The following is a 26,059-nucleotide window of genomic DNA, read 5'->3' on the forward strand; positions in this document are numbered from 1 at the left end:
AGCACGGAGTACACGATGACAACCCCCAACGAAAAGCTCGTTGACGCGCTGCGGGCCTCGCTGAAGGAAACCGAGCGGCTGCGGAAACAGAACCAGCAGCTCACCGACGCCTCCCGGGAACCGATCGCGATCGTCGGCATGAGCTGCCGGTTCCCCGGCGGCGTCGGCAGCCCCGAGGAGCTGTGGCGGCTCGTGGCGGACGGCCGGGACGCCATCTCCGGCTTCCCCGACGACCGCGGCTGGGACATCGAGGCGCTGTACGACCCGGACCCGGAGCGCGAGGGCACGTTCTACGCCCGCGGGGGCGGCTTCCTGTACGACGCCGACCGGTTCGACCCGGGCTTCTTCGGGATTTCGCCGCGCGAGGCGCTGGCGATGGATCCGCAGCAGCGGCTGCTGCTGGAGACGTCGTGGGAGGCGTTCGAGCGGGCCGGGATCGACCCGGCGGCGGTGCGGGGTTCGCGCACCGGTGTGTTCGTCGGCGCGTCCACGCAGGCGTACGGGGCGGGGGAGTACGACCTGCCGGAGGGTGTCGAGGGCCATCTGCTCACCGGCACCGCCTCCAGCGTCGCGTCCGGGCGGCTCTCCTACGCCTTCGGTCTCGAGGGTCCGGCGGCCACCATCGACACCGCCTGTTCGTCGTCCTCGGTCGCGCTGCACCTGGCGGTCCAGGCGCTGCGGCAGAGCGAGTGCTCGCTCGCGGTGGCGGCGGGCGCGACCGTGCTGTCCTCCCCGGACGTGTTCGTGGAGTTCAGCCGTCAGCGCGGACTCTCCGCCGACGGCCGCTGCAAGTCCTTCGCGGCCTCGGCGGACGGCACGGGCTGGTCCGAGGGTGTCGCCGTGCTGCTGGTCGAGCGGCTGTCGGACGCGCGCAGGAACGGCCACCCGGTGCTGGCGGTGGTGCGCGGCTCGGCGGTCAACCAGGACGGCGCGTCCAACGGTCTGACGGCGCCGAACGGCCCGTCGCAGCGGCGTGTCATCCGGCAGGCCCTGGAGAACGCCCGGCTCTCCGCCGCCGACGTGGACGCGGTGGAGGCACACGGCACGGGCACGACGCTCGGCGACCCCATCGAGGCCCAGGCGCTGCTGGCCACGTACGGCAAGGAGCGGCCCGAGGGCCGGCCGCTGTGGCTCGGTTCGCTGAAGTCGAACGTCGGCCACACCCAGAACGTCGCCGGTATCGGCGGCGTCATCAAGATGGTCATGGCGATGCGGCACGGGGTGCTGCCGCGGACGCTGCACGTGGACGAGCCCACCCCGCATGTCGACTGGTCGGCGGGCGAGGTGTCCCTGCTGACCGAGGCGCGGCCGTGGCCCGAGACCGGCCGGCCGCGCCGGGCGGGTGTGTCGTCGTTCGGTGTGAGCGGCACGAATGTGCACACCATCATCGAGCAGGCGCCGGAGGCGGAGGCCGCGGAGGTCGCGGAGGCGCCTTCGGGTGCTGTGGTGACGCCGTCGGTGCTGCCGTGGGTGCTGTCGGGTCGGGGTGCGGCCGCGCTGCGTGCTCAGGCGGAGCGGCTGGTGGCGCATGTGGAGGGGCGCGACGAACTGCGGCCGGTGGATGTGGGGTTCTCGCTGGCGACCGGGCGGTCGGCCTTTGAGCACCGTGCGGTGGTGGTGGCCGAGGGCCGGGATGGGCTGCTGGCCGGTTTGGGCGCGCTGGCGCGGGGTGAGTCCGCGCCGGGGCTGGTCGAGGGCTCGGTGGCCGGTGGCAAGGTGGCGTTCCTGTTCACGGGGCAGGGGAGCCAGCGGCTGGGGATGGGGCGTGAGCTCTACCAGGCGTATCCGGTCTTCGCCGAAGCTCTGGACGCGGTGTGCGCGGAGCTGGACGCGCACCTTGAGCGGCCGCTGCGGGATGTGTTGTTCGGGGAGGACGCCGAGGCGCTCGACCAGACCGGGTTCACTCAGCCCGCGCTGTTCGCGGTTGAGGTGGCGTTGTTCCGGCTGGTGGAGGCGTGGGGGTTGCGGCCCGACTATCTGTCGGGGCATTCGATCGGTGAGTTGGCCGCCGCACATGTGGCGGGTGTGTTGTCGCTGGCGGATGCGGCGAAGTTGGTCGCGGCGCGTGGGCGGTTGATGCAGGAGCTTCCGGCCGGTGGCGCGATGATCGCCATCCAGGCGTCCGAGGACGAGGTGGCGCCGCTGCTGACCGAGCGCGTGTCGATTGCCGCGCTCAACGGGCCGTCGTCGGTGGTCATCGCGGGTGATGAGGACGCGGCGGCTGAGATCGCGGCTGGTTTCGAGGCGCGGGGTCGTAAGACCAAGCGCCTTACGGTCAGCCACGCCTTCCATTCCCCCCGTATGGACGACATGTTGGAGGCGTTCCGCGAGGTCGCGGAGGGGCTGACGTACGAGGCCCCGCGCATTCCGATCGTCTCGAACCTCACCGGCGCCGTCGTCTCCGCCGACGAGATCGCGACCGCCGACTTCTGGGTCCGTCACGTCCGCGAGGCCGTGCGCTTCCTCGATGGCGTACGGACCCTCGAGGCGCAGAACGTCTCCACGTTCATCGAGCTGGGACCGGACGGTGTCCTCACCGCCATGGCCCAGGACTGCGTGACCGGCTCCGCGTCCGACGCCGCGTTCATCTCCGCGCTGCGGAAGGACCGTCCCGAGGCGGAGGCGCTGACCACGGCCGTCGCCCGCGCCCATGTGCGCGGTGTGGCGCCGGACTGGGCCGCGTACTTCGCCGGGACCGGCGCCCAACGCGTCGATCTGCCGACGTACGCCTTCCAGCGCGAGCGGTTCTGGCTGGAGCCGGGTGCGGCCTCCGTGGGCGATGTGGCGTCCGTGGGGCTGGAGTTGGCGGGGCATCCGCTGCTGGGCGCCGCGGTGCCGCTGGCGGAGTCCGATGGGCTGGTGTTCACGGGACGGCTGGGTCTCGACACCCATCCGTGGCTGGCCGAGCACACGGTCCGGGACGCGGTGGTGGTGCCGGGCTCGGCGTTCGTCGAGCTTGCCGTCCGGGCCGGTGACCAGCTCGGCTGTGACCTCCTCGACGAGCTGACCCCGCACACCCCGCTGGTGCTGCCCGTACGCGGTGGCATCCGGCTGCAGGTCACGGTCGGCGCGCCGGACGACGCCGGGCACCGCTCGTTCACCGTCTCCTCCCGTGCGGAGGACGCCGCCGCCGACACCGCGTGGGTGCGCAACGCGAGCGGTGTGCTCGCCTCCGGCGCCCCCGGCCCGTCGTTCGACCTGGCCGAGTGGCCGCCGACCGCCGCCGAGGCCATCGAGCCCGCGACGCTCTACGCCCGACTGGCCGAGGACGGGCTGCGGTACGGCCCGGCGTTCCAGGGACTCACGGCCGCCTGGCGGCGCGGGGACGAACTCTTCGCCGAGGTCCGGCTGGACGACGACACCAAGCCCGGCGCCGAGGAGTTCGCCGTCCACCCGGCGCTGCTGGACGCCGCACTGCACGTCCTTCACGGCCGCGACGGCGCCCGGCTGACCGACGGCTGGCAGGGCGTCTCCCTGTACGCGGAGGGCGCGTCCGCGCTGCGGGTACGGATCGCACCCGCCGGAGCCGACACGGTGTCCCTGGCGCTCGCCGACGCCACGGGCGAGCCGGTCGCCGCCGTGGACGGCCTGCGTCGCCGTCCGCTCCCGGACCACCTCACGGGTGACGTGGACGTGGCGCGGCAGAGCCTGTTCCGGCTGGACTGGGTGGCCCCGCAGACCGCCTCCGCCGGTCCGGACGCCGCCGCGCGCCGTATCGTCCTGGGCGAGGACCCGTTCGGGCTGGTCGCGGCCGGAGTGGCCGCCGACTCCGCCCCCGACCTGGCCGCGCTGGGCGCGTCCGTCGAGGCGGGCGACACCGCCGCCCCGGAATTGGTCCTCGCGTCCTTCGCGCCCATATCCGGCGACGCGGACGAGAACGTGGCCGAGGCCGCGCACCGGGAGGCGCGGCGTGCGCTGGCCCTGGTGCAGGGCTGGCTGGCCGATGAGCGGTTCGGCGCGTCCCAGCTGGTGCTCGTCACCCGGGGCGCGATGGCCACCGACGCCGAGGAGGGCGTCACCGACCTGGCGCACGCGCCCCTGTGGGGTCTGGTGCGCTCCGCCGAGACCGAGAACCCGGGCCGTTTCGTCCTCGTGGACGTAAACGAGACCGCTGAAGCCGCGGGGACGGCTGAAGCCGCGGGGACGGCTGAAGCCGCCGGGACCGCCGAGGCCACTGGCATCGCTGGGCCCACTGGCGCCGCTGGGTCCGCCGAGGCGGCTGGCATCGCCGGGACCGCCGGGACCGCCGGGACCGCTGGCGCCGCCGAGGTCGCCGACACCTTCGCCGACGTGCTCTCCGACGCTCTGGCCACCGGCGAGCCTGAGCTCGCCCTGCGCGCGGGCCGGGCCCTCGTGCCCCGGCTGGCCCGCGCCACGACCCCGGCGCCGACCTCGACCCCGGACTCGGCCTCGGGCTCGAACAACAACTCCGTTGCCGACGCCCCCGCGTTCGACGCGGACGGCACCGTGCTCATCACCGGCGGTACCGGCGCCCTGGGCCGACTGCTCGCCCGCCACCTCGTGGCCGAGCACGGCGTACGTCACCTGCTGCTGACCAGCCGCCGTGGCGCGGCCGCCGACGGCGCCGCCGAGCTGGCCGCCGAACTCCGTACGCGGGGCGCCGAGGTCACCCTTGCCGCCTGCGACGCCGCGGACCGCGACGCGCTCGCCGCGACCCTGGCCGCCGTCCCGGCCGAGCATCCGCTGAGGGCCGTCGTGCACACCGCCGGTGTGCTGGACGACGGCACGGCCGCCGCCCTGACGCCCGAGCAGCTGGAGCGGGTGCTGCGTCCGAAGGTGGACGCGGCGTGGAATCTGCACGAGCTGACCCGCGACCTCGACCTGTCGGCATTCGTGCTGTTCTCCGCCATCGCGGGCACGCTGGGTGGTGCGGGCCAGGCCAACTACGCCGCGGCCAACGTCTTCCTCGACGCGCTCGCCGCACACCGCCACGCCACGGGTCTGCCCGCCACCTCGCTGGTGTGGGGCCTGTGGGCCCAGTCGGGCGGGATCACCGGCGGTCTGACCGAGACCGATCTGCTGCGGTTGGCCCGCAGCGGCATGGGCGCCCTCACCGACGACGAGGGCATGGCGCTCTTCGACGCCGCCCGCCGCACCGGCCGTACCCTGCTGATCCCGGCCCGCCTCGACCTCGCCGCGCTGCGCTCCGCCGCCGGATCCGGCCCGGTCCCGGCGCTGCTGCGCGGGCTGATCCGGACCACCGGCCGGCGCACCGCCGCGGGCGCGCTCGCCGCCGGTTCGTCCCTGGCCGAGCGGCTGCGCGCGCTCTCCCCGAACGAGCGCCGCCGGACGCTGCTGGACCTCGTACGCGGCCATGTGGCCACGGCCCTCGGCCACGCCTCCGCCGACGCCGTCGAGGCGCGCCGGGCCTTCAAGGAGCTGGGCTTCGACTCGCTCACCGCCGTCGAACTGCGCAACCGGCTCTCCGCCGCCACCGGGCTCAAGCTGCCCACCACGATCGTCTTCGACCACCCCAACCCCACCGTCCTCGCCGACCATCTGCGCGCCGAACTCCTCGGCCCGGACGAGAACGAGGCCGGGGCCGGGGCCGAACAGGCGGACCCGGCACTCGCCGCCACCGTCGCCACCGCCGCCTCCCTCGCCGACGACCCGATCGCCATCGTCGCGATGGGCTGCCGCTACCCCGGCGACGTCCGCTCGCCCGAGGACCTGTGGCAGCTCGTGGCCACGGGCTCGGACGCCATCACCGGATTCCCCGTCAACCGCAACTGGGAGAGCCAGTGGGCGGCGGACGGCGACGAGGCCGACGCGGGCCCGTCCGACTACGCCCGCGCCGGTGGCTTCCTGCACGAAGCGGACCTCTTCGACGCGGCCTTCTTCGGCATCTCGCCGCGTGAGGCCCTCGCGATGGACCCGCAGCAGCGGCTGCTGCTGGAGACGTCCTGGGAGGTCTTCGAGCGCGCCGGGATCGACCCGGACTCGATACGCGGCCGCTCGGTCGGCGTGTTCGTGGGCGCGGCCTACAGCGGCTACGACGCGGGTCTGGAGCAGGCCGGTTCGGAGGTCGCGGGCCATGTGATGACGGGCAACGCGGGCAGCGTCATGTCCGGCCGTATCGCCTACGCCCTCGGTCTGGAGGGCCCGGCGGTCACCGTCGACACGGCGTGCTCGTCGTCGCTCGTGGCGCTGCACTGGGCGATCCAGGCGCTGCGCCAGGGCGAGTGCACGATGGCGCTCGCGGGCGGTGTCACGGTGATGACGACGCCCGGCCACTTCACCGAGTTCAGCCGCCAGGGCGGCCTCGCCGCCGACGGCCGCTGCAAGGCGTTCGCGGCCGGGGCGGACGGCACCGGCTGGGGCGAGGGCGTCGGCATGCTGCTCGTGGAGCGGCTGTCGGACGCCCGGCGCAACGGCCACCAGGTGCTGGCCGTGGTACGCGGCTCGGCCGTCAACCAGGACGGCGCGAGCAACGGCCTGACCGCGCCGAACGGCCCGTCCCAGCAGCGCGTCATCCGCAAGGCGCTCACCAGCGCCGGGCTGACCAGCGGCGATGTGGACGTGGTCGAGGCCCACGGCACGGGCACGACGCTGGGCGACCCGATCGAGGCGCAGGCGCTGCTCGCCACGTACGGCCAGGAGCGCGCCCCGGAGCAGCCGCTGTGGCTGGGCTCCATCAAGTCCAACATCGGCCACGCCCAGGCGGCGGCCGGTGTCGCCGGAATCATCAAGATGGTGATGGCGATGCGGCACGGTGTGCTGCCGCGGACGCTGCACGTGGACGAGCCGTCGCCGCATGTCGACTGGACGTCCGGTGACATCGCGCTGCTGACGGAGCGGATGGCGTGGCCGGAGACCGGCCGCGCGCGCCGGGCCGCGGTGTCGTCGTTCGGCATCAGCGGCACCAACGCGCACACCATCATCGAGCAGGCCCCGGCCGTCGCCGCCGAGCCGGTGGCGAGCGACGCCGAGCAGGACGGCTCCGGTGTGGTGCTGCCGTACGCGCTCTCGGCCAAGGGCGCTGACGCCCTGCACGCCCAGGCCGAGCGGCTGTACGCCCATCTGACCGCACAGCCCGCCCTCGAACCGGCCGACATCGCCCACACCCTGGCCACCGGCCGTGCCGCGCTCGACCACCGCGCGGTGCTGGTCGCGGACGGCAGGGACAACCTGCTGGCCGGTCTCGACGCGCTGGCGCGGGGTGAGTCCGCGCCGGGGCTGGTCGAGGGCTCGGTCGCGGAGGGCGAGACGGCGTTCCTGTTCACGGGGCAGGGGAGTCAGCGGCTGGGGATGGGGCGTGAGCTGTACGCGTCCTATCCGGTGTTCGCGGAGGCGTTGGACGCGGTCTGCGATGAGTTGGACGGGCACCTTGAGCGGCCGTTGAAGACGGTGCTGTTCGGGGAGGACGTCGAGGCGCTGGACCGGACGGGGTTCACTCAGCCCGCGTTGTTCGCGGTCGAGGTGGCGTTGTTCCGGCTCGTCGAGGCGTGGGGGCTGACACCGGACTATCTGTCGGGTCATTCGATCGGTGAGCTGGCCGCCGCGCATGTGGCGGGTGTGCTCTCGCTCTCGGACGCGGCGAAGCTGGTGGCGGCGCGTGGGCGGTTGATGCAGGAGCTTCCGGCCGGTGGCGCGATGATCGCGGTGCAGGCGTCGGAGGACGAGGTGCTGCCGCTGCTCAACGAGCGCGTCAGCATCGCCGCGCTCAACGGGCCCACCTCCATCGTCATCGCGGGTGATGAGGACGCGGCCGTGGAGCTCGCGGCGGGCTTCGAGGCGCAGGGTCGGAAGACCAAGCGGCTCACGGTCAGCCACGCGTTCCACTCGCCCCGCATGGACGGCATGTTGGACGCGTTCCGAGAGGTTGCGGAGGGGCTTGGGTACGAGGCCCCGCGCATCCCGATCGTCTCCAACCTCACCGGCACCGTGGTCTCCGCCGAGGAGATCGCGACCGCCGACTTCTGGGTGCGCCACGTCCGTGAGGCCGTCCGTTTCCTCGACGGCATCCGGACCCTCGAGGCCCAGGGCGTCACCACCTTCATCGAGCTCGGCCCCGACGGTGTCCTCACCGCCATGGCCCAGGAGTGCGTCACCGACGCCGACGCGACCGCCTTCGTCTCCGCGCTGCGCAAGGACCGTCCCGAGGCCGAGGCGCTGACCACGGCCGTCGCCCGCGCCCATGTGCGTGGCGTGGCACCGGACTGGTCCGCGTACTTCGCCGGGACCGGCGCGCACCGCGTCGATCTGCCGACGTACGCCTTCCAGCACCGCCGCTACTGGCCGGAGGAGCCGGTGGCGAGCCTGGCCGCCGCCGCGGGTGTCGACGGCTGGCGGTACCAGGTGGCCTGGAAGCCGCTGTCGCTGGGCTCCGCGGCCCGGCTGTCCGGGGTGTGGCTCGTCGTCGCCCCCGCCGAGGACGCTGCTCCCGCCGAGGACGCCGCTCCCGCCGAGGACGTCGCCCTCGCCGAGGACGCCGCCGCCGACGCGTGGGCGGACGGTGTCGTCCGTACGTTGGCCGAGCGGGGCGCCGAGGTGCGGCGGCTCGACCTGGCCGACGGTGCCGCCGAGGACCGCGCGTCCATCGCCGAGCGACTGCGTACGGCGGCCGACGGCGGTGCCGTGGCCGGTGTGCTCTCGCTGCTGGCCACCGGGGATGCCGACGCCCTGCTGCCCACGGCCGCCCTCGTGCAGGCCATGGGCGACGCCGCGATCGACGCGCCGCTGTGGTGTGCCACCCGGGGCGCGGTCTCGACGGGGCGTCAGGGCGAGCCGGTGGACCCGGCCCGCGCCCAGGTCTGGGGCCTCGGCCGGGTGGCGGCCCTGGAGCTGCCCGACCGCTGGGGCGGTCTCATCGACCTCCCCGAGACGATGACCGACCGGGTGCTGTCGCGGCTCGCGGCGGTGCTCGCCGGGGCCGGGGACGAGGACCAGATCGCCGTCCGCGCCTCCGGGGTGTTCGGCCGCCGGCTGGCGCGGGCGACCGCACGGCGGGTGGCGGAGTCCGAGGGCTGGAACGCTCGCGGCACGGTGCTGGTGACGGGCGGTACGGGTGCGCTGGGCGGCCAGGTGGCCCGTTGGCTGATCGACAAGGGCGCCGAGCATGTGGTGCTCACGAGCCGCCGTGGCCTGGATGCCCCGGGCGCTGCCGAGCTGCGCGATGAACTCGCCGCGTCCGGCGCCCGGATCACGGTCGCCGCCTGCGATGTGGCCGACCGCGAGGCCCTGGCCGGGCTGCTGGCCGACCTCCCCGCCGAGCTCCCGCTGACGGCCGTGGTGCACGCGGCCGGGGTGCTGGACGACGGCGTCCTGGAGTCGCTGACCCCCGAGCGCTTCGCCACCGTCCTGCGCGCGAAGGCCGACGCCGCGCTCGCGCTGGACGAGCTGACGCGCGATCTCGACCTGTCCGCGTTCGTGCTGTTCTCCTCGACCAGCGGCACCGTGGGCGCCGCGGGCCAGGCCAACTACGCCGCCGCGAACGCCTTCCTGGACGCGCTCGCCGAGCGTCGGCGCGCCGAGGGCCTGCCCGCCACCTCGATCGCCTGGGGCCCGTGGGCCGCGGGCGGCATGGCCGCCGATGAGGCGCTGGAGCAGCGCATGCGCCGCGCCGGGATGCCGCCGATGGACGCCGATCTCGCGATCGACGCCCTGGAGCGCGCCCTCGGCCTGGGCGACGCGGCCGTGACCGTGGCGGACGTCGACTGGGACCGGTTCGCGCCGGGCTTCACCGCGGGCCGCCCCAGCCCCCTGCTGGCCGACCTGCCCGAGGTGCGCCAGGCCGCCACGCGGGGCGCCGCCACCGCGACCAGCGAGGCCGCGCCCGTCGAGACGGCCTCCGCGCTCGCGCGGCGGCTGCTCGGTCTGCCCGAGGCGGAGCGCCACCGGGCGCTGCTGGATCTCGTACGGACCCATGTGGCGGAGGTCCTCGGCCACGCCGATGTGTCCGACATCAGCGCCGAACGGGCCTTCCGCGAGATCGGCTTCGACTCCCTCACCGCCGTCGAACTGCGCAACGGCCTCAACGCCGCCACCGATCTGCGGCTGCCCGCCACCCTCGTCTACGACTACCCGACGCCGCTCGCCCTCGCCGACCACCTCTTCGCCGAACTGCTCGGCGGGCAGGCGGCGGCCACGGGCGGCGCGTCGCCGGTGGCGGGCGTGGCGGGCGTGGCGGGTGTGGCGGCCGACGACGATCCGATCGCGATCGTCGCGATGAGCTGCCGCTTCCCGGGTGGTGTCCGCACCCCCGAGGAGCTGTGGCGGCTGCTGGTGTCCGGTACGGACGTCATCTCGGACATGCCCGCCGACCGCGGCTGGGACCTCCACACGCTCTACAACCCGGACCCGGACGTCGAGGGCACCTCATACGTCCGCGAGGGCGGCTTCCTGCGGGACGCGGCCGACTTCGACCCGGCGTTCTTCGGGATCTCGCCGCGCGAGGCGCTGGCCATGGATCCGCAGCAGCGGCTGCTGCTGGAGACGTCGTGGGAGGCGTTCGAGCGGGCCGGGATCGACCCGGCGACGCTGCGCGGTTCCACCGCCGGTGTCTTCGTCGGCACCAACGGCCAGGACTATCTGTCCCTGCTGCTGGGCGACTCGCAGGGCCTCGAAGGCCACATGGGCACGGGTAACGCGGCCAGCGTGATCTCTGGCCGGCTCGCGTACACCTTCGGGCTCGAAGGCCCGGCGGTCACCATCGACACCGCCTGCTCCTCCTCGCTGGTCGCCCTCCACTCGGCGATCCAGGCGCTGCGCGGCGGCGAATGCTCGATCGCGCTCGCGGGCGGTGTGACCGTGATGTCCACGCCCGGTGTGTTCGTGGACTTCAGCCGTCAGCGCGGACTCGCGGAGGATGGCCGGATCAAGGCGTTCGCGGCCGAGGCGGACGGCACCGGCTGGGGCGAGGGCGTCGGCATGCTGCTCGTCGAGCGGCTGTCGGACGCGCGGCGCAACGGCCACCCGGTGCTCGCGCTCGTGCGCGGCACGGCGGTCAACCAGGATGGTGCGTCGAATGGTCTGACGGCGCCGAACGGTCCGTCGCAGCAGCGGGTGATCCGGCAGGCGTTGGCGGGTGCGGGGTTGTCGGCGTCCGAGGTGGACGCGGTCGAGGCCCACGGCACGGGCACCAAGCTGGGCGACCCGATCGAGGCACAGGCGCTGCTCGCCACGTACGGCCAGGACCGGGCGGAGGGGCAGCCGCTGCTGCTCGGCTCCATCAAGTCCAACATCGGCCATACGCAGGCCGCCGCCGGTGTGGCCGGTGTGATGAAGATGGTCCTCGCCATGCGGCACGGGATGCTGCCGAGGACGCTGCACGTGGACGAGCCCACCCCGCATGTGGACTGGTCGGCGGGCGACATCAGCCTGCTGACGGAGGCGCGGGAGTGGCCGGAGACGGGCCATCCGCGCCGTGCGGGCATCTCGTCGTTCGGCTTCAGCGGCACCAACGCCCACGCCGTGCTGGAAGAGGCCCCGGAGGCTGAGGTTGTTGAGGCCGTCGAGGACGCCGACGAGGGCGCGGCGGCCCTGCCGGTGCTGCTCTCGGCCCGTACGGAAGACGGGCTGCGCGCCCAGGCCGAGCAACTGCGCGGCCACCTGACCGCGCGGACCGACCTCCGCACGGCCGACCTCGGCTACGCGCTCGCCATGGGCCGCTCGGCCTTCGAGGAGCGCGCGGCGCTGGTCGCCGAGGACCGGGACGGGCTGCTGTCCGGCCTGGCGGCGCTCGCCGAGGGGCGCACGGCGGCCGGGCTCGTGCGGGGCTCGGTGGCCGGTGGCCGGGTGGCGTTCCTCTTCACGGGGCAGGGCAGCCAGCGGCTCGGCATGGGCCGTGAGCTGTACTACGCGTACCCGGTGTTCGCGGAGGCTCTGGACGCGGTGTGCGATGAGCTGGACGGGCACCTTGAGCGGCCGTTGAAGACGGTGCTGTTCGGGGACGATGCCGAGGCGTTGGATCGGACGGGGTTCACTCAGCCCGCGTTGTTCGCGGTTGAGGTGGCGTTGTTCCGGCTGGTTTCGGAGGCGTGGGGGCTGCGGCCGGACTTCCTCTCCGGGCATTCGATCGGTGAGTTGGCCGCCGCGCATGTGGCGGGTGTGTTGTCGCTCGCGGATGCCGCGAAGTTGGTGGCGGCGCGTGGCCGTCTGATGCAGGAGCTTCCGGCGGGCGGCGCGATGGTCGCGGTGCAGGCGTCGGAGGACGAGGTGGCGCCGCTGCTGACCGAGCGGGTGTCGATTGCCGCGCTCAACGGGCCGTCGTCGGTGGTCATCGCGGGTGATGAGGACGCGGCGGTGGAGATCGCCTCTGGTTTCGAGGCGCAGGGCCGTAAGACCAAGCGGCTCACCGTGAGCCACGCGTTCCACTCGCCCCGCATGGACGGGATGTTGGACGCGTTCCGCGAGGTGGCGCAGGGACTGACGTACGAGGCCCCCCGTATCCCGATCGTCTCCAACCTCACCGGGGACGTCGTCTCCGCCGAGGAGATCACGACGCCCGACTTCTGGGTGCGCCACGTCCGCGAGGCCGTGCGCTTCCTGGACGGCATCCGCACTCTCGAAGCGCGCGGCGTCACCACGTTCATCGAGCTGGGCCCGGATGGGGTCCTGACCGCGATGGCCCAGGAGTGCGTGACCGACTCCGCGCCGGACGCCGGGTTCATCTCGGCGCTGCGCAAGGACCGTCCCGAGGCCGAGGCGCTGACCACGGCCGTGGCACGGGCACACGTCCGTGGCGTGCCGGTGGACTGGGCGGCCTGCTACGCCGGGACCGGAGCCACGCGTCTTGCGCCGGACGAGCTGGCCGAGCTGCCCACGTACGCCTTCCAGCGGCAGCGCTACTGGCCGAAGGTCTCGTCGCTGTTCCTCGGTGACGTGGCCGCGGCCGGACTCGGCCGGGCCGAGCATCCGCTGCTCGGTGCCAGCGCCGAACTGCCCAGCGCGGACGGGATGTTGTTCACCGGACGGCTCGCGCTGTCCACACATCCGTGGCTCGCCGATCACACGATCATGGACACCGTGCTGCTGCCCGGCACCGCGTTCGTGGAGCTCGCGGTCCGCGCCGGTGACCAGGTCGGCTGCGAGGTGCTGGAGGAACTGACCCTCGAAGCGCCGCTGGTCCTGCCCGATGACGGCGGGGTCCAGCTGCGGCTGTGGGTCGGCGCGGCCGATGACACCGGCCGCCGCCCGCTGGAACTGCACTCCCGGGCCGAGCACCTGTCGGCCGAGGAGCCGTGGACCCGGCACGCGTCCGGTGTGCTGGCGTCCGGTGGTGCGCCGGAGGCGTCGTTCGAGCTGAGCGCGTGGCCTCCGGCGGACGCCGCCGAGGTGGAGGTCGGCGACCGTTACGCCGAGCTGCGGGACGTCGGTTTCGCCTACGGCCCGGCGTTCCAGGGGCTTCGTAAGGCGTGGCGGCGCGGTGGTGAGGTGTTCGCCGAGGTGGCGCTGGACGAGGAGACGGCCGAGGAGGCCGCCGCGTTCGGGCTGCACCCGGCGCTGCTGGACGCCGCGCTGCACGCGCTCGGCCTGGCCGGGCTCGGCGGCACCGAGACCGAGGGGCGGCTGCCGTTCGCCTGGACCGGGGTGTCGCTGTACGCGAGCGGCGCGGCCACGCTGCGGGTGCGGATGGCCGCCGCGGGCGGCGACGCCGTCCGGCTGGAGATCGCGGACGCCACCGGCGCACCGGTCGCGGCCGTGGACTCGCTGGTGTTGCGGCCGGTGTCGGCCGAGCAGTTGGAGAACGCGCGCACGGCGTACCACGAGTCGCTGTACCGCGTGGAGTGGACGCCGACGCCCGCCCCCGCGGACGCGGCCGAGGGCCGCTGGGCGGTGCTGGGCGCGGACGCGTTCGGGCTGGGCGTCACGGCGTACCCGGACCTGGCGGCGCTGTCCGAGGCCGTAGATTCCGGAACGGCCCTGCCGGAGTACGTCGCGGTGGCCCTGGCAAATCAAGCCCCTGCAGACGCAGCACTTGAAGGCCCAGGTGCGGCAAATCAAGCCCGTCCGGCGATTGAGGACACGCCCGAAGGGCGTCCGCACCCGCACGCGGACGGCGCGGCACTCGAAGGCCCGGGTGCGGCATCTCCAGCCCGTCCGGCGTTTGAGGACCGGGGTCTTGGGGCGGAGCCCCAAGTTGTGGGAAGGGGCGGGATAGGGGAGAACCCCACCCGAGCCGCACACCACGCCACCACCCAGGCCCTCCACCTCCTCCAGTCCTGGCTGGCCGACGACCGCTTCGCGAACTCCCGTCTGGTCCTGCTGACCTCGGGAGCCGTGGCCACCGCAACCGGTGAGCCGGTGACGGACCTGGCGGGGGCCGCCGTACGCGGTCTGCTGCGCTCGGCACAGGCCGAGAACCCGGACAGGCTCGTCCTGGTCGACCTCGACGGCCACGGCGACTCGCGGGCCGCGCTGCCCGCCGTGCCCGCCGTGCTCGCGAGCGGCGAGGCCGAGGTCGCGGTGCGGGAGGGCGTCCTGAAGACGCCTCGCCTGGCCCGCGCCGCCTCGGCGGCCGACAGCGCGGCCCATGCGTGGAACCCGGACGGCACGGTGCTGGTCACCGGCGCGTCCGGCTCGCTGGGCGGCCTGTTCGCCCGCCACCTGGCAGCCGAGCGCGGCGTACGGCATCTGCTGCTGGTCAGCCGCCGTGGCGACCAGGCGCCGGGCGCGGAAGAACTCACCGCCGAGCTGGCCGAGTTGGGCGCCGAGGCGCGCTGGGCGGCGTGCGACGTGGCGGACCGGGACGCGCTCGCCGCGACCCTAGCCACCATCCCCGCCGAGCACCCGCTGACAGCGGTCGTGCACACCGCAGGCGTGCTGGACGACGGCGTGATCGGCTCGCTCACCCCCGAGCGCATGGCCGGGGTGCTGCGCCCGAAGGCGGACGCGGCCTGGAACCTCCACGAGCTGACCCAGGACGCGGACCTGTCCGCATTCATCCTGTTCAGCTCAGCCGCAGGCGTCTTCGGCGGCCCGGGTCAGGGCAACTACGCGGCCGCCAACGTCTTCCTGGACGCCCTAGCCCAGCACCGCGCCGCCCAGGGCCTGCCGGCCACCGCGCTGGCGTGGGGCCTGTGGGCCGGTGGCGGCATGGGCGACACCCTGGACGAGGCCGACATCACCCGGATGCGGCGGGCCGGAGTGCCCCCGCTGCCGGTGGCGGAGGGGCTGCGGCTCTTCGACGCCGCGCTGACCGTCGACGAGGCGTCCCTGGTGCCGATGCGCCTGGACCTCTCGGCGCTGCGCAACCAGCCCGCCGTCTCGCCGCTGCTGCGCGGTCTGGTGCGGGCCCCGGCGCGGCGCGCGGTGGACGCGGTCGCGGCGGGCGGCGAGTCCGGTCTGGCCGGGCGGCTCGCCGGGCTGTCCGAGCCCGAGCAGGAGCGGCTGCTGCTGGATCTGGTCCGGGCGCAGGTGGCCACCGTGCTCGGCTACGCGGGCGCGGAGACCATCGGTTCGGGCCGGGCGTTCAAGGAGCTGGGCTTCGACTCGCTGACCGCCGTCGAGCTGCGCAACCAGCTCAACGGCGTCACCGGGCTGCGGCTGCCCGCGACGCTCATCTTCGACTATCCGGACCCGCAGGTCCTGGCCCGCCATCTGCGCACCGAGCTCGTCGGCGAGGAGTCGGCGGAGGTGCACACCCCGGTCCCGGTGGCGGCCGTCACCGAGGACGAGCCGATCGCCATCGTCGGTATGAGCTGCCGCTACCCGGGCGGGGTCACCACCCCCGAGGAGCTGTGGCAGCTCGTCATCGGCGCCACCGACGCCATCTCCGACTTCCCCGTCGACCGTGGCTGGGACCTCGACGCGCTCTACAGCGACGACCCCGACCGGGTGGGCACCAGCTACACCCGCGAGGGCGGTTTCCTGCACGACGCCGCCGACTTCGACCCGGACTTCTTCGGGATCAACCCGCGCGAGGCCATGGCGATGGATCCGCAGCAGCGGCTGCTGCTGGAGACGTCGTGGGAGGCGTTCGAGCGGGCCGGGATCGATCCGGCGGCCGTACGCGGCAGCAAGACCGGTGTCTTCGCGGGCGTCATGTACCACGACTATCTGACCCGGCTGACCGCCGTCCCCGAGGGGCTCGAGGGCTACCTCGGCACCGGCGGCGCGGGCAGCATCGCCTCGGGCCGGGTGGCGTACACGTTCGGTCTGGAGGGCCCGGCGGTCACTATCGACACGGCGTGCTCGTCGTCGCTGGTGGCGCTGCACCTCGCCGCGCAGGCGCTGCGCAACGGCGAGTGCTCGCTGGCGCTGGCCGGTGGTGTGACCGTCATGGCCACCCCGGACACGTTCATCGACTTCAGCCGCCAGCAGGGGCTGTCCACGGACGGCCGCTGCAAGTCCTTCTCGGCCTCGGCGGACGGCACCGGCTGGGCCGAGGGCGCGGGCATGCTGCTGGTGGAGCGGCTGTCGGACGCGCGGCGCAACGGCCACAAGGTGCTGGCGATCGTGCGCGGCTCCGCCATCAACCAGGACGGCGCCTCCAACGGTCTGACGGCGCCCAACGGCCCGTCCCAGCAGCGCGTCATCCGCGACGCGCTCACCAGCGCCCGGCTCACCACCGCCGATGTCGATGTGGTGGAGGCGCACGGCACGGGTACGACGCTGGGCGACCCGATCGAGGCCCAGGCCCTGCTCGCCACCTACGGCCGCAACCGGCCGGAGGGGCAGCCGCTGTGGCTGGGCTCGCTGAAGTCCAACATCGGCCACACCCAGGCCGCGGCGGGTGTCGCGGGCATCATCAAGATGATCATGGCGATGCGCCACGGGGTGCTTCCGCAGACCCTGCACATCGACCAGCCCACCCCGCATGTGGACTGGTCGGCGGGCGACCTCGAGCTGCTGACCGAGGCCCGGCCGTGGCCGGAGCTCGACCGGCCGCGCCGGGCGGCCATCTCGTCGTTCGGCGTGAGCGGCACGAACGCGCACACGATCATCGAGCAGCTCCCGGCCGTCGAGGAGACCCCCGCGACCGGTCGTCCGGTGGCGGAGCCGCCGACGGTGCCGTGGGTGCTCTCGGGCAAGTCCGAGGCCGCCCTGCGCGGCCAGGCCGAACGGCTCCTCGCCCACCTCGCCACCCGCCCCGAGCTGGACACCACGGACGTCGGCCACTCGCTGGCCACGGGCCGAGCGGCGCTGGAGCGGCGCGCGGTGGTCATCGGCGAGGACCGCGCCGGGCTGCTGTCCGGCCTGGAGGCGCTCGCGCGCGGCGAGTCGGCGGCCGGGCTGATCCAGGGAGCGGTGGCCGAGGGCGGCAAGGTGGCCTTCCTGTTCACCGGTCAGGGCAGCCAGCGGCTGGGGATGGGGCGTGAGTTGTATGACGCCTTCCCGGTGTTCGCGGAGGCGCTGGACGCGGTGTGCGATGAGCTGGATGGGCACCTTGAGCGGCCGTTGAAGACGGTGCTGTTCGGGGATGACGTCGAGGCGCTGGACCAGACCGGGTTCACCCAGCCCGCGCTGTTCGCCATCGAGGTGGCGCTGTTCCGGCTGGTTTCGGAGGCGTGGGGGCTGCGGCCCGATTTCCTCTCCGGGCATTCGATCGGTGAGTTGGCTGCCGCGCATGTGGCGGGTGTGTTGTCGCTCGCGGATGCGGCGCGGTTGGTGGCGGCGCGTGGGCGGTTGATGCAGGAGCTTCCGGCCGGTGGCGCGATGATCGCGGTGCAGGCGTCGGAGGACGAGGTGCTGCCGCTGCTCACCGAGCGCGTGTCCATCGCCGCCCTCAACGGCCCGACCTCCGTCGTCATCGCGGGTGATGAGGACGCGGCGGCTGAGATCGCGGCTGGTTTCGAGGCGCAGGGCCGTAAGACCAAGCGGCTCACCGTGAGCCACGCGTTCCACTCGCCCCGCATGGACGGGATGCTGGACGCGTTCCGCGAGGTGGCGCAGGGGCTTACGTACGAGGCCCCGCGCATCCCGATCGTCTCCAACCTCACCGGGGACGTCGTCTCCGCCGAGGAGATCACGACGGCCGACTTCTGGGTGCGCCACGTCCGCGAGGCCGTGCGCTTCCTCGACGGCGTACGGACGCTGGAGGCCCAAGGCGTCACCAGTTACGTCGAGTTGGGCCCCGACGGTGTGCTCACCGCCATGGCCCAGGAGTGCGTGTCCGGCGATGCCGCCGCCTTCGTCTCGGCGCTCCGCAAGGGGCGTACCGAGCCGGTGGCGCTGACGTCGGCGCTCGCCGCGCTGCACACCCGGGGGCTCGCCCTGGACTGGGCGGCGTTCTTCGCCGGTGCGGGAGCCCGCGCGGTCGAGCTGCCGACCTACGCCTTCCAGCGGCAGCGCTTCTGGGTCGAGAACCCGGAGGAGGTCCGCGAGGCCGTCGCGGCCATGGATTCCGTGGACGCGCGGTTCTGGGAGGCCGTCGAGCGCGAGGACTTGGCGGCCCTGGCCGGGACGCTCCAGTCCGAGGACGCGGACGCCGACGCCGACGCGCTTTCCTCGCTGGGCGCCGTTCTGCCGATGCTGTCCTCCTGGCGGCGCCGCCAGGGCGAGCGCTCCACCGTGGACGCCTGGCGCTACCAGGTGACCTGGAAGCCGGTGGCCGCCCGCGCCGAGGGGACGCTGACCGGCCGCTGGCTGGTCGTCACCCCGGCCGATATGACGGACGGAGGTGCGGACGCCGCGACGGTCGGCGCACTGACCGAGGGCGTCGTACGGACGCTGTCCGCACGCGGCGCCGAGGTGCGGACCGTCGAGCTGACCGCCGAGGACCGTACGGGCATGGCCGAGCCGCTGCGCGAGGCGGTCGCCGATGCCCCGGTGGCCGGGGTGTTCGCGCTGCCGTCCCTGACGGAAGGGGCCGACGGGCTGCTCCGTACCGCCGCCCTGGCGCAGGCGCTGGGCGATCTGGCCGTGGACGCGCCGCTGTGGGTCGCCACGCGTGGCGCGGTCTCGACCGGCCGGGCGGACGGTCCGGTGGACCCGTGGCAGGCGCGGGTCTGGGGCCTGGGCCGGGTCGCGGCCCTGGAACTGGCCGAGCGGTGGGGCGGTCTGGTCGATCTGCCGGAGACGGTGGACGACCGGGCGCTGTCCCGGCTCGCGGGCGTGCTGGCCGGTGGCGACGGCGAGGACCAGGTGGCGGTGCGCGCCTCCGGTGTCTTCGGCCGCCGGCTGACCCGGGCCACCGAGACCGCCGCAATGACCGCCAAGACCGCAATGACCGCAATGACCGCCAAAACCGCCAAGACTGCAAAGACCGCCAAAACCGCCAAGGCCGAGCGTGGCCGCGACTGGCGGCCGGGCGCGGGCTCGGTGCTGGTGACCGGCGGTACGGGCGCGCTGGGCGCGCATGTGGCCCGCTGGCTGATCGACAAGGGCGCCGAACACGTGGTGCTCACCAGCCGCCGTGGCCTCGATGCCCCCGGCGCGGCCGAGCTGCGGGACGAACTCGCCGCCTCGGGCGCCCGGGTCACCGTCGCCGCGTGCGACGCCGCCGACCGCGAGGCGCTGGCCGCGCTGGTGGCCGGGCTACCGGCCGAACTGCCGCTGACGGCGGTGGTGCACGCGGCCGGGGTGCTGGACGACGGCGTTCTGGAGTCGCTGACCCCCGAGCGCTTCGCCACCGTCCTGCGTGCCAAGGCCGACGCCGCGGCCAACCTGCACGAGCTGACGCGGGACCTGGACCTGGACCTGACGGCCTTCGTCCTGTTCTCGTCGTTCGCGGGCTCGATCGGCGCCGCCGGTCAGGCCAACTACGCCGCCGCCAACGCCTTCCTGGACGCGCTCGCCGAGCGCCGTCGGGCCGAGGGCCTGCCCGCCACCTCGGTGGCCTGGGGCCCGTGGGCCGAGGGCGGGATGGCCGCGGACGACGCGCTGGAGCAGCGCATGCGCCGCGCCGGGGTGCCGCCGATGGCGGCGGACCTGGCCATCGCCGCGCTGCAGCGCGCCCTGGACCTGGACGAGACCGCGGTGACGGTCGCGGACATCGACTGGGAGCGGCTGGCCCCCGGCTTCACCGCCGCCCGGCCGAGCCCGCTGCTGCTGGAGCTGCCCGAGGCGCGTACGGCGCTGGAAACCGAAGGCGGGCGTACGGCCCGTACGGCCGGTGGTGGCGCGGACGAGTCCTCGCTGGCCCAGCGGCTCGCCGGGGTCCCGGCTGCGGAGCGCGAGCGGCTGCTGCTGGACCTCGTGCGCTCGGCCGTGGCCGATGTGCTGGGCCACTCCGACGCGGAGGCCGTCGAGGCGGACCGGGCCTTCCGGGACCTGGGCTTCGACTCGCTGACGGCGGTGGAGCTGCGCAACCGGCTGAACACCGTCACCGGGCTGCGGCTGCCGCCCACCCTGGTGTACGACTACCCGTCGTCCTCGGCGCTCGCCGCCCACCTCCGCACGGAGATCCTGGGCGAGGAGAGCGCGGCCGACACGGTGGCCGGTGTGCCGTCCACGGCGGTGGCCGTCGCCGACGATCCGATCGCGATCGTCGGGATGAGCTGCCGCTTCCCGGGCGGTGTGCGGTCGCCGGAGGAGCTGTGGCGGCTCCTGGTCTCCGGGCAGGACGCGGTGACGGGCTTCCCGGCCGACCGCGGCTGGGACCTGGAGGCGCTGTACGACCCGGACTCGGCCACCGAGCACACCAGCTATGTCCGCGAGGGCGGATTCCTGGCGGACGCCGGGGACTTCGACGCGGCGTTCTTCGGTATCTCGCCGCGTGAGGCGCTCGCCATGGATCCGCAGCAGCGGTTGCTGCTGGAGACCTCCTGGGAGGCGTTCGAGCGGGCCGGGATCGATCCGACCACGCTGCGCGGCCAGCAGGTCGGCGTGTTCGCGGGCACCAACGGCCAGGACTACATGTCGCTCGTCCTCCACTCGCCGGACGGCGGCGATGGCTTCATGGGGACGGGTAACGCGGCCAGTGTGATGTCGGGTCGGGTGTCGTACGCGTTGGGCCTGGAAGGCCCGGCGGTGACGGTGGATACGGCGTGTTCGTCGTCGTTGGTGGCGTTGCACTGGGCGATTCAGGCGTTGCGTGCGGGTGAGTGTTCGTTGGCGTTGGCCGGTGGTGTGACGGTGATGTCGACGCCGGGTTCGTTTGTGGACTTCAGTCGTCAGCGTGGGTTGGCGGCGGATGGGCGGATCAAGGCGTTCGCGGCGGGTGCGGATGGCACGGGCTGGGGTGAGGGTGTGGGCATGCTGCTCGTGGAGCGGCTGTCGGATGCCCGGCGCAATGGCCATGAGGTGCTGGCGGTCGTGCGTGGTTCGGCGATCAACCAGGATGGTGCGAGCAACGGTCTGACAGCTCCGAATGGTCCGTCGCAGCAGCGGGTGATCCGGCAGGCGTTGGCGGGTGCGGGGTTGTCGGCGTCCGAGGTGGACGCGGTCGAGGCCCATGGCACCGGTACGACGCTGGGCGACCCGATCGAGGCACAGGCGCTGCTGGCCACCTACGGCCAGGACCGCGAGGAGGGCCGGCCGCTGTGGCTGGGCTCCATCAAGTCCAACATCGGGCATACGCAGGCCGCGGCCGGTGTCGCGGGTGTGATGAAGATGGTGCTGGCGCTGCGCCACGGTGTGCTGCCGCCGACGCTGCACGTGGACGAGCCGACCCCGCATGTCGACTGGTCCGCCGGTGAGCTGGAGCTGCTGACCGAGGCGCGGGAGTGGCCGGAGACCGGCCGTCCGCGCCGGGCCGCGGTGTCGGCGTTCGGCATCAGCGGCACCAACGCGCACACCCTGCTGGAGCAGGCCCCGGAGCCGGAGGAGCGTCCCGCCGCCACCCCGGCGGTGGAGCTGCCGACGGTGCCGTGGGTGCTGTCGGGCAAGTCCCCGGCCGCCGTACGCGGTCAGGCCGAACGGCTCCTGGCCCACCTCGGCGGCGAGACCGCGACGGCCGCGACGGCCGCACCGCCCGCAACGGCCGCACCGGCCGCCACCGATGTGGCCTACTCGCTGGCCACGACCCGCGCGGCCCTGGACCACCGGGCCGTGCTCACCGCGGACAGCGGGGGCGGGCTGCCGGCCGGTCTCGCGGCGCTGGCGCGCGGCGAGTCCGAGGTGCCGGGCCTGGTCGAGGGCTCGGTGGCCGGTGGGAAGGTGGCGTTCCTGTTCACCGGGCAGGGCAGCCAGCGGCTCGGCATGGGCCGTGAGCTGTACGACACCTTCCCGGTCTTCGCGGACGCGCTGGACGAGGTGTGCGCCCACCTGGACGCGCACCTCGAACGGCCGCTGCGGGACGTGCTGTTCGGCGAGGACGCGTCCGCGCTGGACCAGACGGGTTTCACTCAGCCCGCGCTGTTCGCGGTCGAGGTGGCGCTGTTCCGGCTGGTGGCGACCTGGGGCCTGAAGGCGGACTTCCTGTCCGGGCACTCCATTGGTGAGCTGGCCGCCGCGCATGTGGCGGGTGTGCTGTCCTTGGCCGACGCGGCGAAGTTGGTCGCGGCGCGTGGCCGTCTGATGCAGGAACTCCCGGCCGGTGGCGCGATGATCGCGGTGCAGGCGTCGGAGGACGAGGTGGCGCCGCTGCTCACCGAGCGCGTCTCGATCGCCGCGCTCAACGGGCCGACGTCGGTGGTCGTCGCCGGCGACGAGGACGCGGCTCTGGAGATCGCTTCCGGTTTCGAGGCCCAGGGCCGTAAGACCAAGCGGCTCACGGTCAGCCACGCGTTCCACTCGCCGCGTATGGACGGGATGCTGGAGGCTTTCCGCGAGGTTGCGGAGGGGCTCACGTACGAGGCCCCGCGTATCCCGATCGTCTCCAACCTCACCGGCGAGCTGATCTCCGCCGAGGAGATCACCAGCCCCGACTTCTGGGTGCGCCACGTCCGCGAGGCGGTCCGCTTCCTCAACGGTGTCCGCACGCTCGAAGCCCGGGGTGTCACCACATACGTCGAGCTGGGCCCCGACGGTGTCCTCACCGCCATGGCGCAGGACTGCCTGGCCGAGCCCGACGCGGCCGAGCTGCTGCCCGCGCTGCGCAAGGGCAGGCCGGAGACCGAGGCGGTGACGGGCGCGCTGGCCCGGCTGTACGTCCGTGGCCTGGCCCCGGACTGGGAGGCGTTCTTCGCCGGTACGAGTGCGCGAAAGGTCGCGCTGCCGACCTACGCCTTCCAGCGCGGCCGCTACTGGGTCGACGCCCAGCTGAGCCTGGACGAGGTGGCCTCGGCGGGGCTCGGCTCGGCCGATCACCCGCTGCTGGGCGCGGCGGTGGAACTGCCCGACGCGGACGCGTATGTGTTCTCCGGGCGGCTGTCGCTCGCCTCGCACGCGTGGCTGGCGGACCACACGGTCGCGGACACGGCCGTGCTGCCGGGCTCCGCGTTCGTGGAGCTGGCGGTGCGCGCCGGGGACCATGTGGGCTGTGCGCTGCTGGAGGAGCTGACCCTGGACGAGCCGCTGGTCCTGCCGGAGCGCGGCGGGGTGCGGCTGCGGGTGTCCGTCGGCGAGCCGGACCGTGCGGGCCGTCGTCCGCTGGCCGTGTACTCGCGTGACGAGCGCTCGGAGGCGGACCGGCCGTGGACCCGGCACGCCGCCGGTGTCCTCGCGCCCGAGGCCCCGGCGGATGGCGCCCCGGCGGGTGGCGGCGCCGAGCCGCTGTCCGTCTGGCCGCCCGCCGACGCGGAACCGGTCGACACCGATGAGCTGTACGCGAGCATGGCGCGCGCCGGACTGCTGCACGGCCCGGCGTTCCAGAGCCTGCGCCGCGTCTGGCGGCGTGGCGAGGAGGTGTTCGCGGAGGTGCGTATCGCGGCGGAGCGGCAGCCCGAGGCGGCCCGCTTCGCCCTGCACCCGGCCCTGCTGGACGGCGCGTTGCAGCCGCTGGCGCTGGGCGCGGGCGGTGCCGCGGTGGCGCGTTCCTGGCGTGGGGTGAGTCTGTACGCGGTGGGCGCCGAGGCGTTGCGCGTACGGCTCGCGCTGACCGAGGACGGCGCGGTGTCGATGGTGGCGGCCGATGAGTCGGGCGCGCCGGTGGCGTCGGTGGACGCGCTGGTGACCGGGGCGTTGGAGGTGGACCGGATCGCCGGTGCTGCCACCTCCGACCGCCATGAGTCGCTGTTCCGTATCGACTGGGCGCCGGTGGCGGCGCCCTCGGAGGCCGCGTCGGCGGGGATCGCCGTCATCGGCGGCGATGAGCTCAAGCTGAGCGTGGCCCTGGAGACGGCCGGGTTCCGTGCCACCGTCCACGACGACCTCGTATCGCTGAACGCGGCGGTCGAGGCGGGCGGGCCCGCGCCGGACACCGTGCTGGTGCCGTTCCCGCCCGAGCCGGGCGCCGCGGAGGGCGGCCTCGCCGCCGGTGTGCACATGGCCACCCACCGCGTGCTGGGCCTGCTCCAGGAGTGGCTGAACGGCGGCCGGCCCGGTGCGGCCCGGCTGGTGGTGGTCACCCGTGGCGCGGTCGCCGCGGCCGGTGACACGGCGGTGGCGGACTTGGTGCACGCCCCGGCGTGGGGTCTGCTGCGGTCCGCGCAGACGGAGAACCCGGGCCAGTTCGTCCTGCTGGACGTGGACGGCGAGGTGTCGTACCCGGCGATCGCGGCGGCGCTGGACTCGGACGAGCCCGAGCTCGCGCTGCGCGCGGGGGCGGCGTACGCGCCGCGCCTGGCCAGGGCCGAGGCGGCCCCGGCTACCGGCGCCACTGGGGCTATCGGCGCCACCGGGGCCACCGGGGCCACCGGGGTGGCCGGGACCATCCCGGCCACCGACGCCACCGGCGCCGCCGGGGCCCCCAAGGCCATCGACCCCGATGGCACCGTGCTCATCACCGGCGCCACCGGCGGTCTGGGCAGGCTCTTCGCCCGCCATCTGGCCACCGCACACGGCGCCCGCCATCTGCTGCTGACCAGCCGCAGCGGCCCCGCCGCCGACGGCATGGCCGAACTCGTCGCGGAGCTCGCCGAGTTGGGCGCGCGGGCCACCGTCGCCGCGTGCGACGCGGCAGACCGGGAGGCGCTGGCCGGGCTGCTGGCCGCGATCCCGGGCGACCGTCCGCTGACGGCCGTGGTGCACACCGCGGGCGTCCTCGACGACGGCGTCATCGACATGCTGACGCCCGAGCGGGTGGACACGGTGCTGCGGCCCAAGGTCGACGCGGCCGTCAACCTCCACGAGCTGACCCGCGATCTGGACCTGTCCGCCTTCGTGCTCTTCTCGGCCGCGGCCGGCACGCTGGGCGGCGCGGGCCAGGGCGGCTACGCGGCGGCGAACGTCTTCCTCGACGCACTCGCCGGCCACCGCCGCGCCACCGGCCGTACCGCGCTGTCCCTGGTGTGGGGCATGTGGGCCGAGGAGCGGGGCATGGGCGGCAGGCTCGGCGAGGCCGACCAGAAGCGGGCGGCGCGCGGCGGGGTGCTGCCGCTGTCCGCGGCGGAGGGGCTCGCCCTGTTCGACGCGGCCCACGCCGTGCCCGACGAGGCGGTCCTGGTGCCCGTACGGCTGGAGATGGCGCCGCTGCGCGCCGCCGCCACCACCGGGGAGCTGCCGCCCCTCTACCGCGGCCTGGTGCGCACGCCCGTGCGCCGCGCCGCGGCCGGTGGCCCCGCCGCCCCGGAGGCCGTGGCGGACACCGGCGAGGGCACCCTGGCCCAGCGGCTGGCCGGGCAGTCGGAGGCCCAGCGGCAGCGGACCGTGCTGGACCTGGTCCGCCGTCAGGTGGCCGCCGTGCTGGGCTACGCCTCGAAGGAGCAGGTGGGCGCCGAGCAGGCGTTCAAGGAGCTGGGCTTCGACTCGCTGACCGCCGTGGAGCTGCGCAACCGGCTGAACGCGGCCACCGGGCTGAAGCTCACGGCCACGCTGGTCTACGACTACCCGACGCCGGTGGCGCTCGCGCGCCATCTGGGCCAGGAAGTGGCGCCGGAGGCCGAGGGCCCCGGAGTGCCCGTACTGGAGGAGCTGGAGCGGTTGGAGAACAGCCTGTCCTCGCTGACGCCGGAGGAGCTGGTCTCGGTGACGGAGGACGAGGCCGCGCATGCGAACATCGCCGTGCGCCTGCAGACGCTGCTGGCGAAGTGGAACGACGTGCGTCGCACCGCGGACGACGCCGGGGCGGAAGCCGAGACGGAAGCGTTCGAAGAGGTCAGTGACGACGAGCTCTTCGACTTCATCGACAAGAGGTTCGGTAACGGCTGAAGCGCGGCAGCACCCTCATCCGGAC

General features: G+C 74.2%; 1 protein-coding gene. It reads left to right on the forward strand.

Annotated elements, in window-relative coordinates; all coding sequences use genetic code 11:
* Positions 1-15: 15 nt before the first annotated feature.
* Entirely contained in the window at positions 16-26,034 is a 26,019-nt protein-coding gene (locus JK364_RS08910; RefSeq protein WP_201849353.1) for a type I polyketide synthase, read from the forward strand.
* Positions 26,035-26,059: the final 25 nt, after the last annotated feature.

Source organism: Streptomyces endocoffeicus (assembly GCF_016741935.1).
Lineage (GTDB): Bacteria > Actinomycetota > Actinomycetes > Streptomycetales > Streptomycetaceae > Streptomyces > Streptomyces endocoffeicus.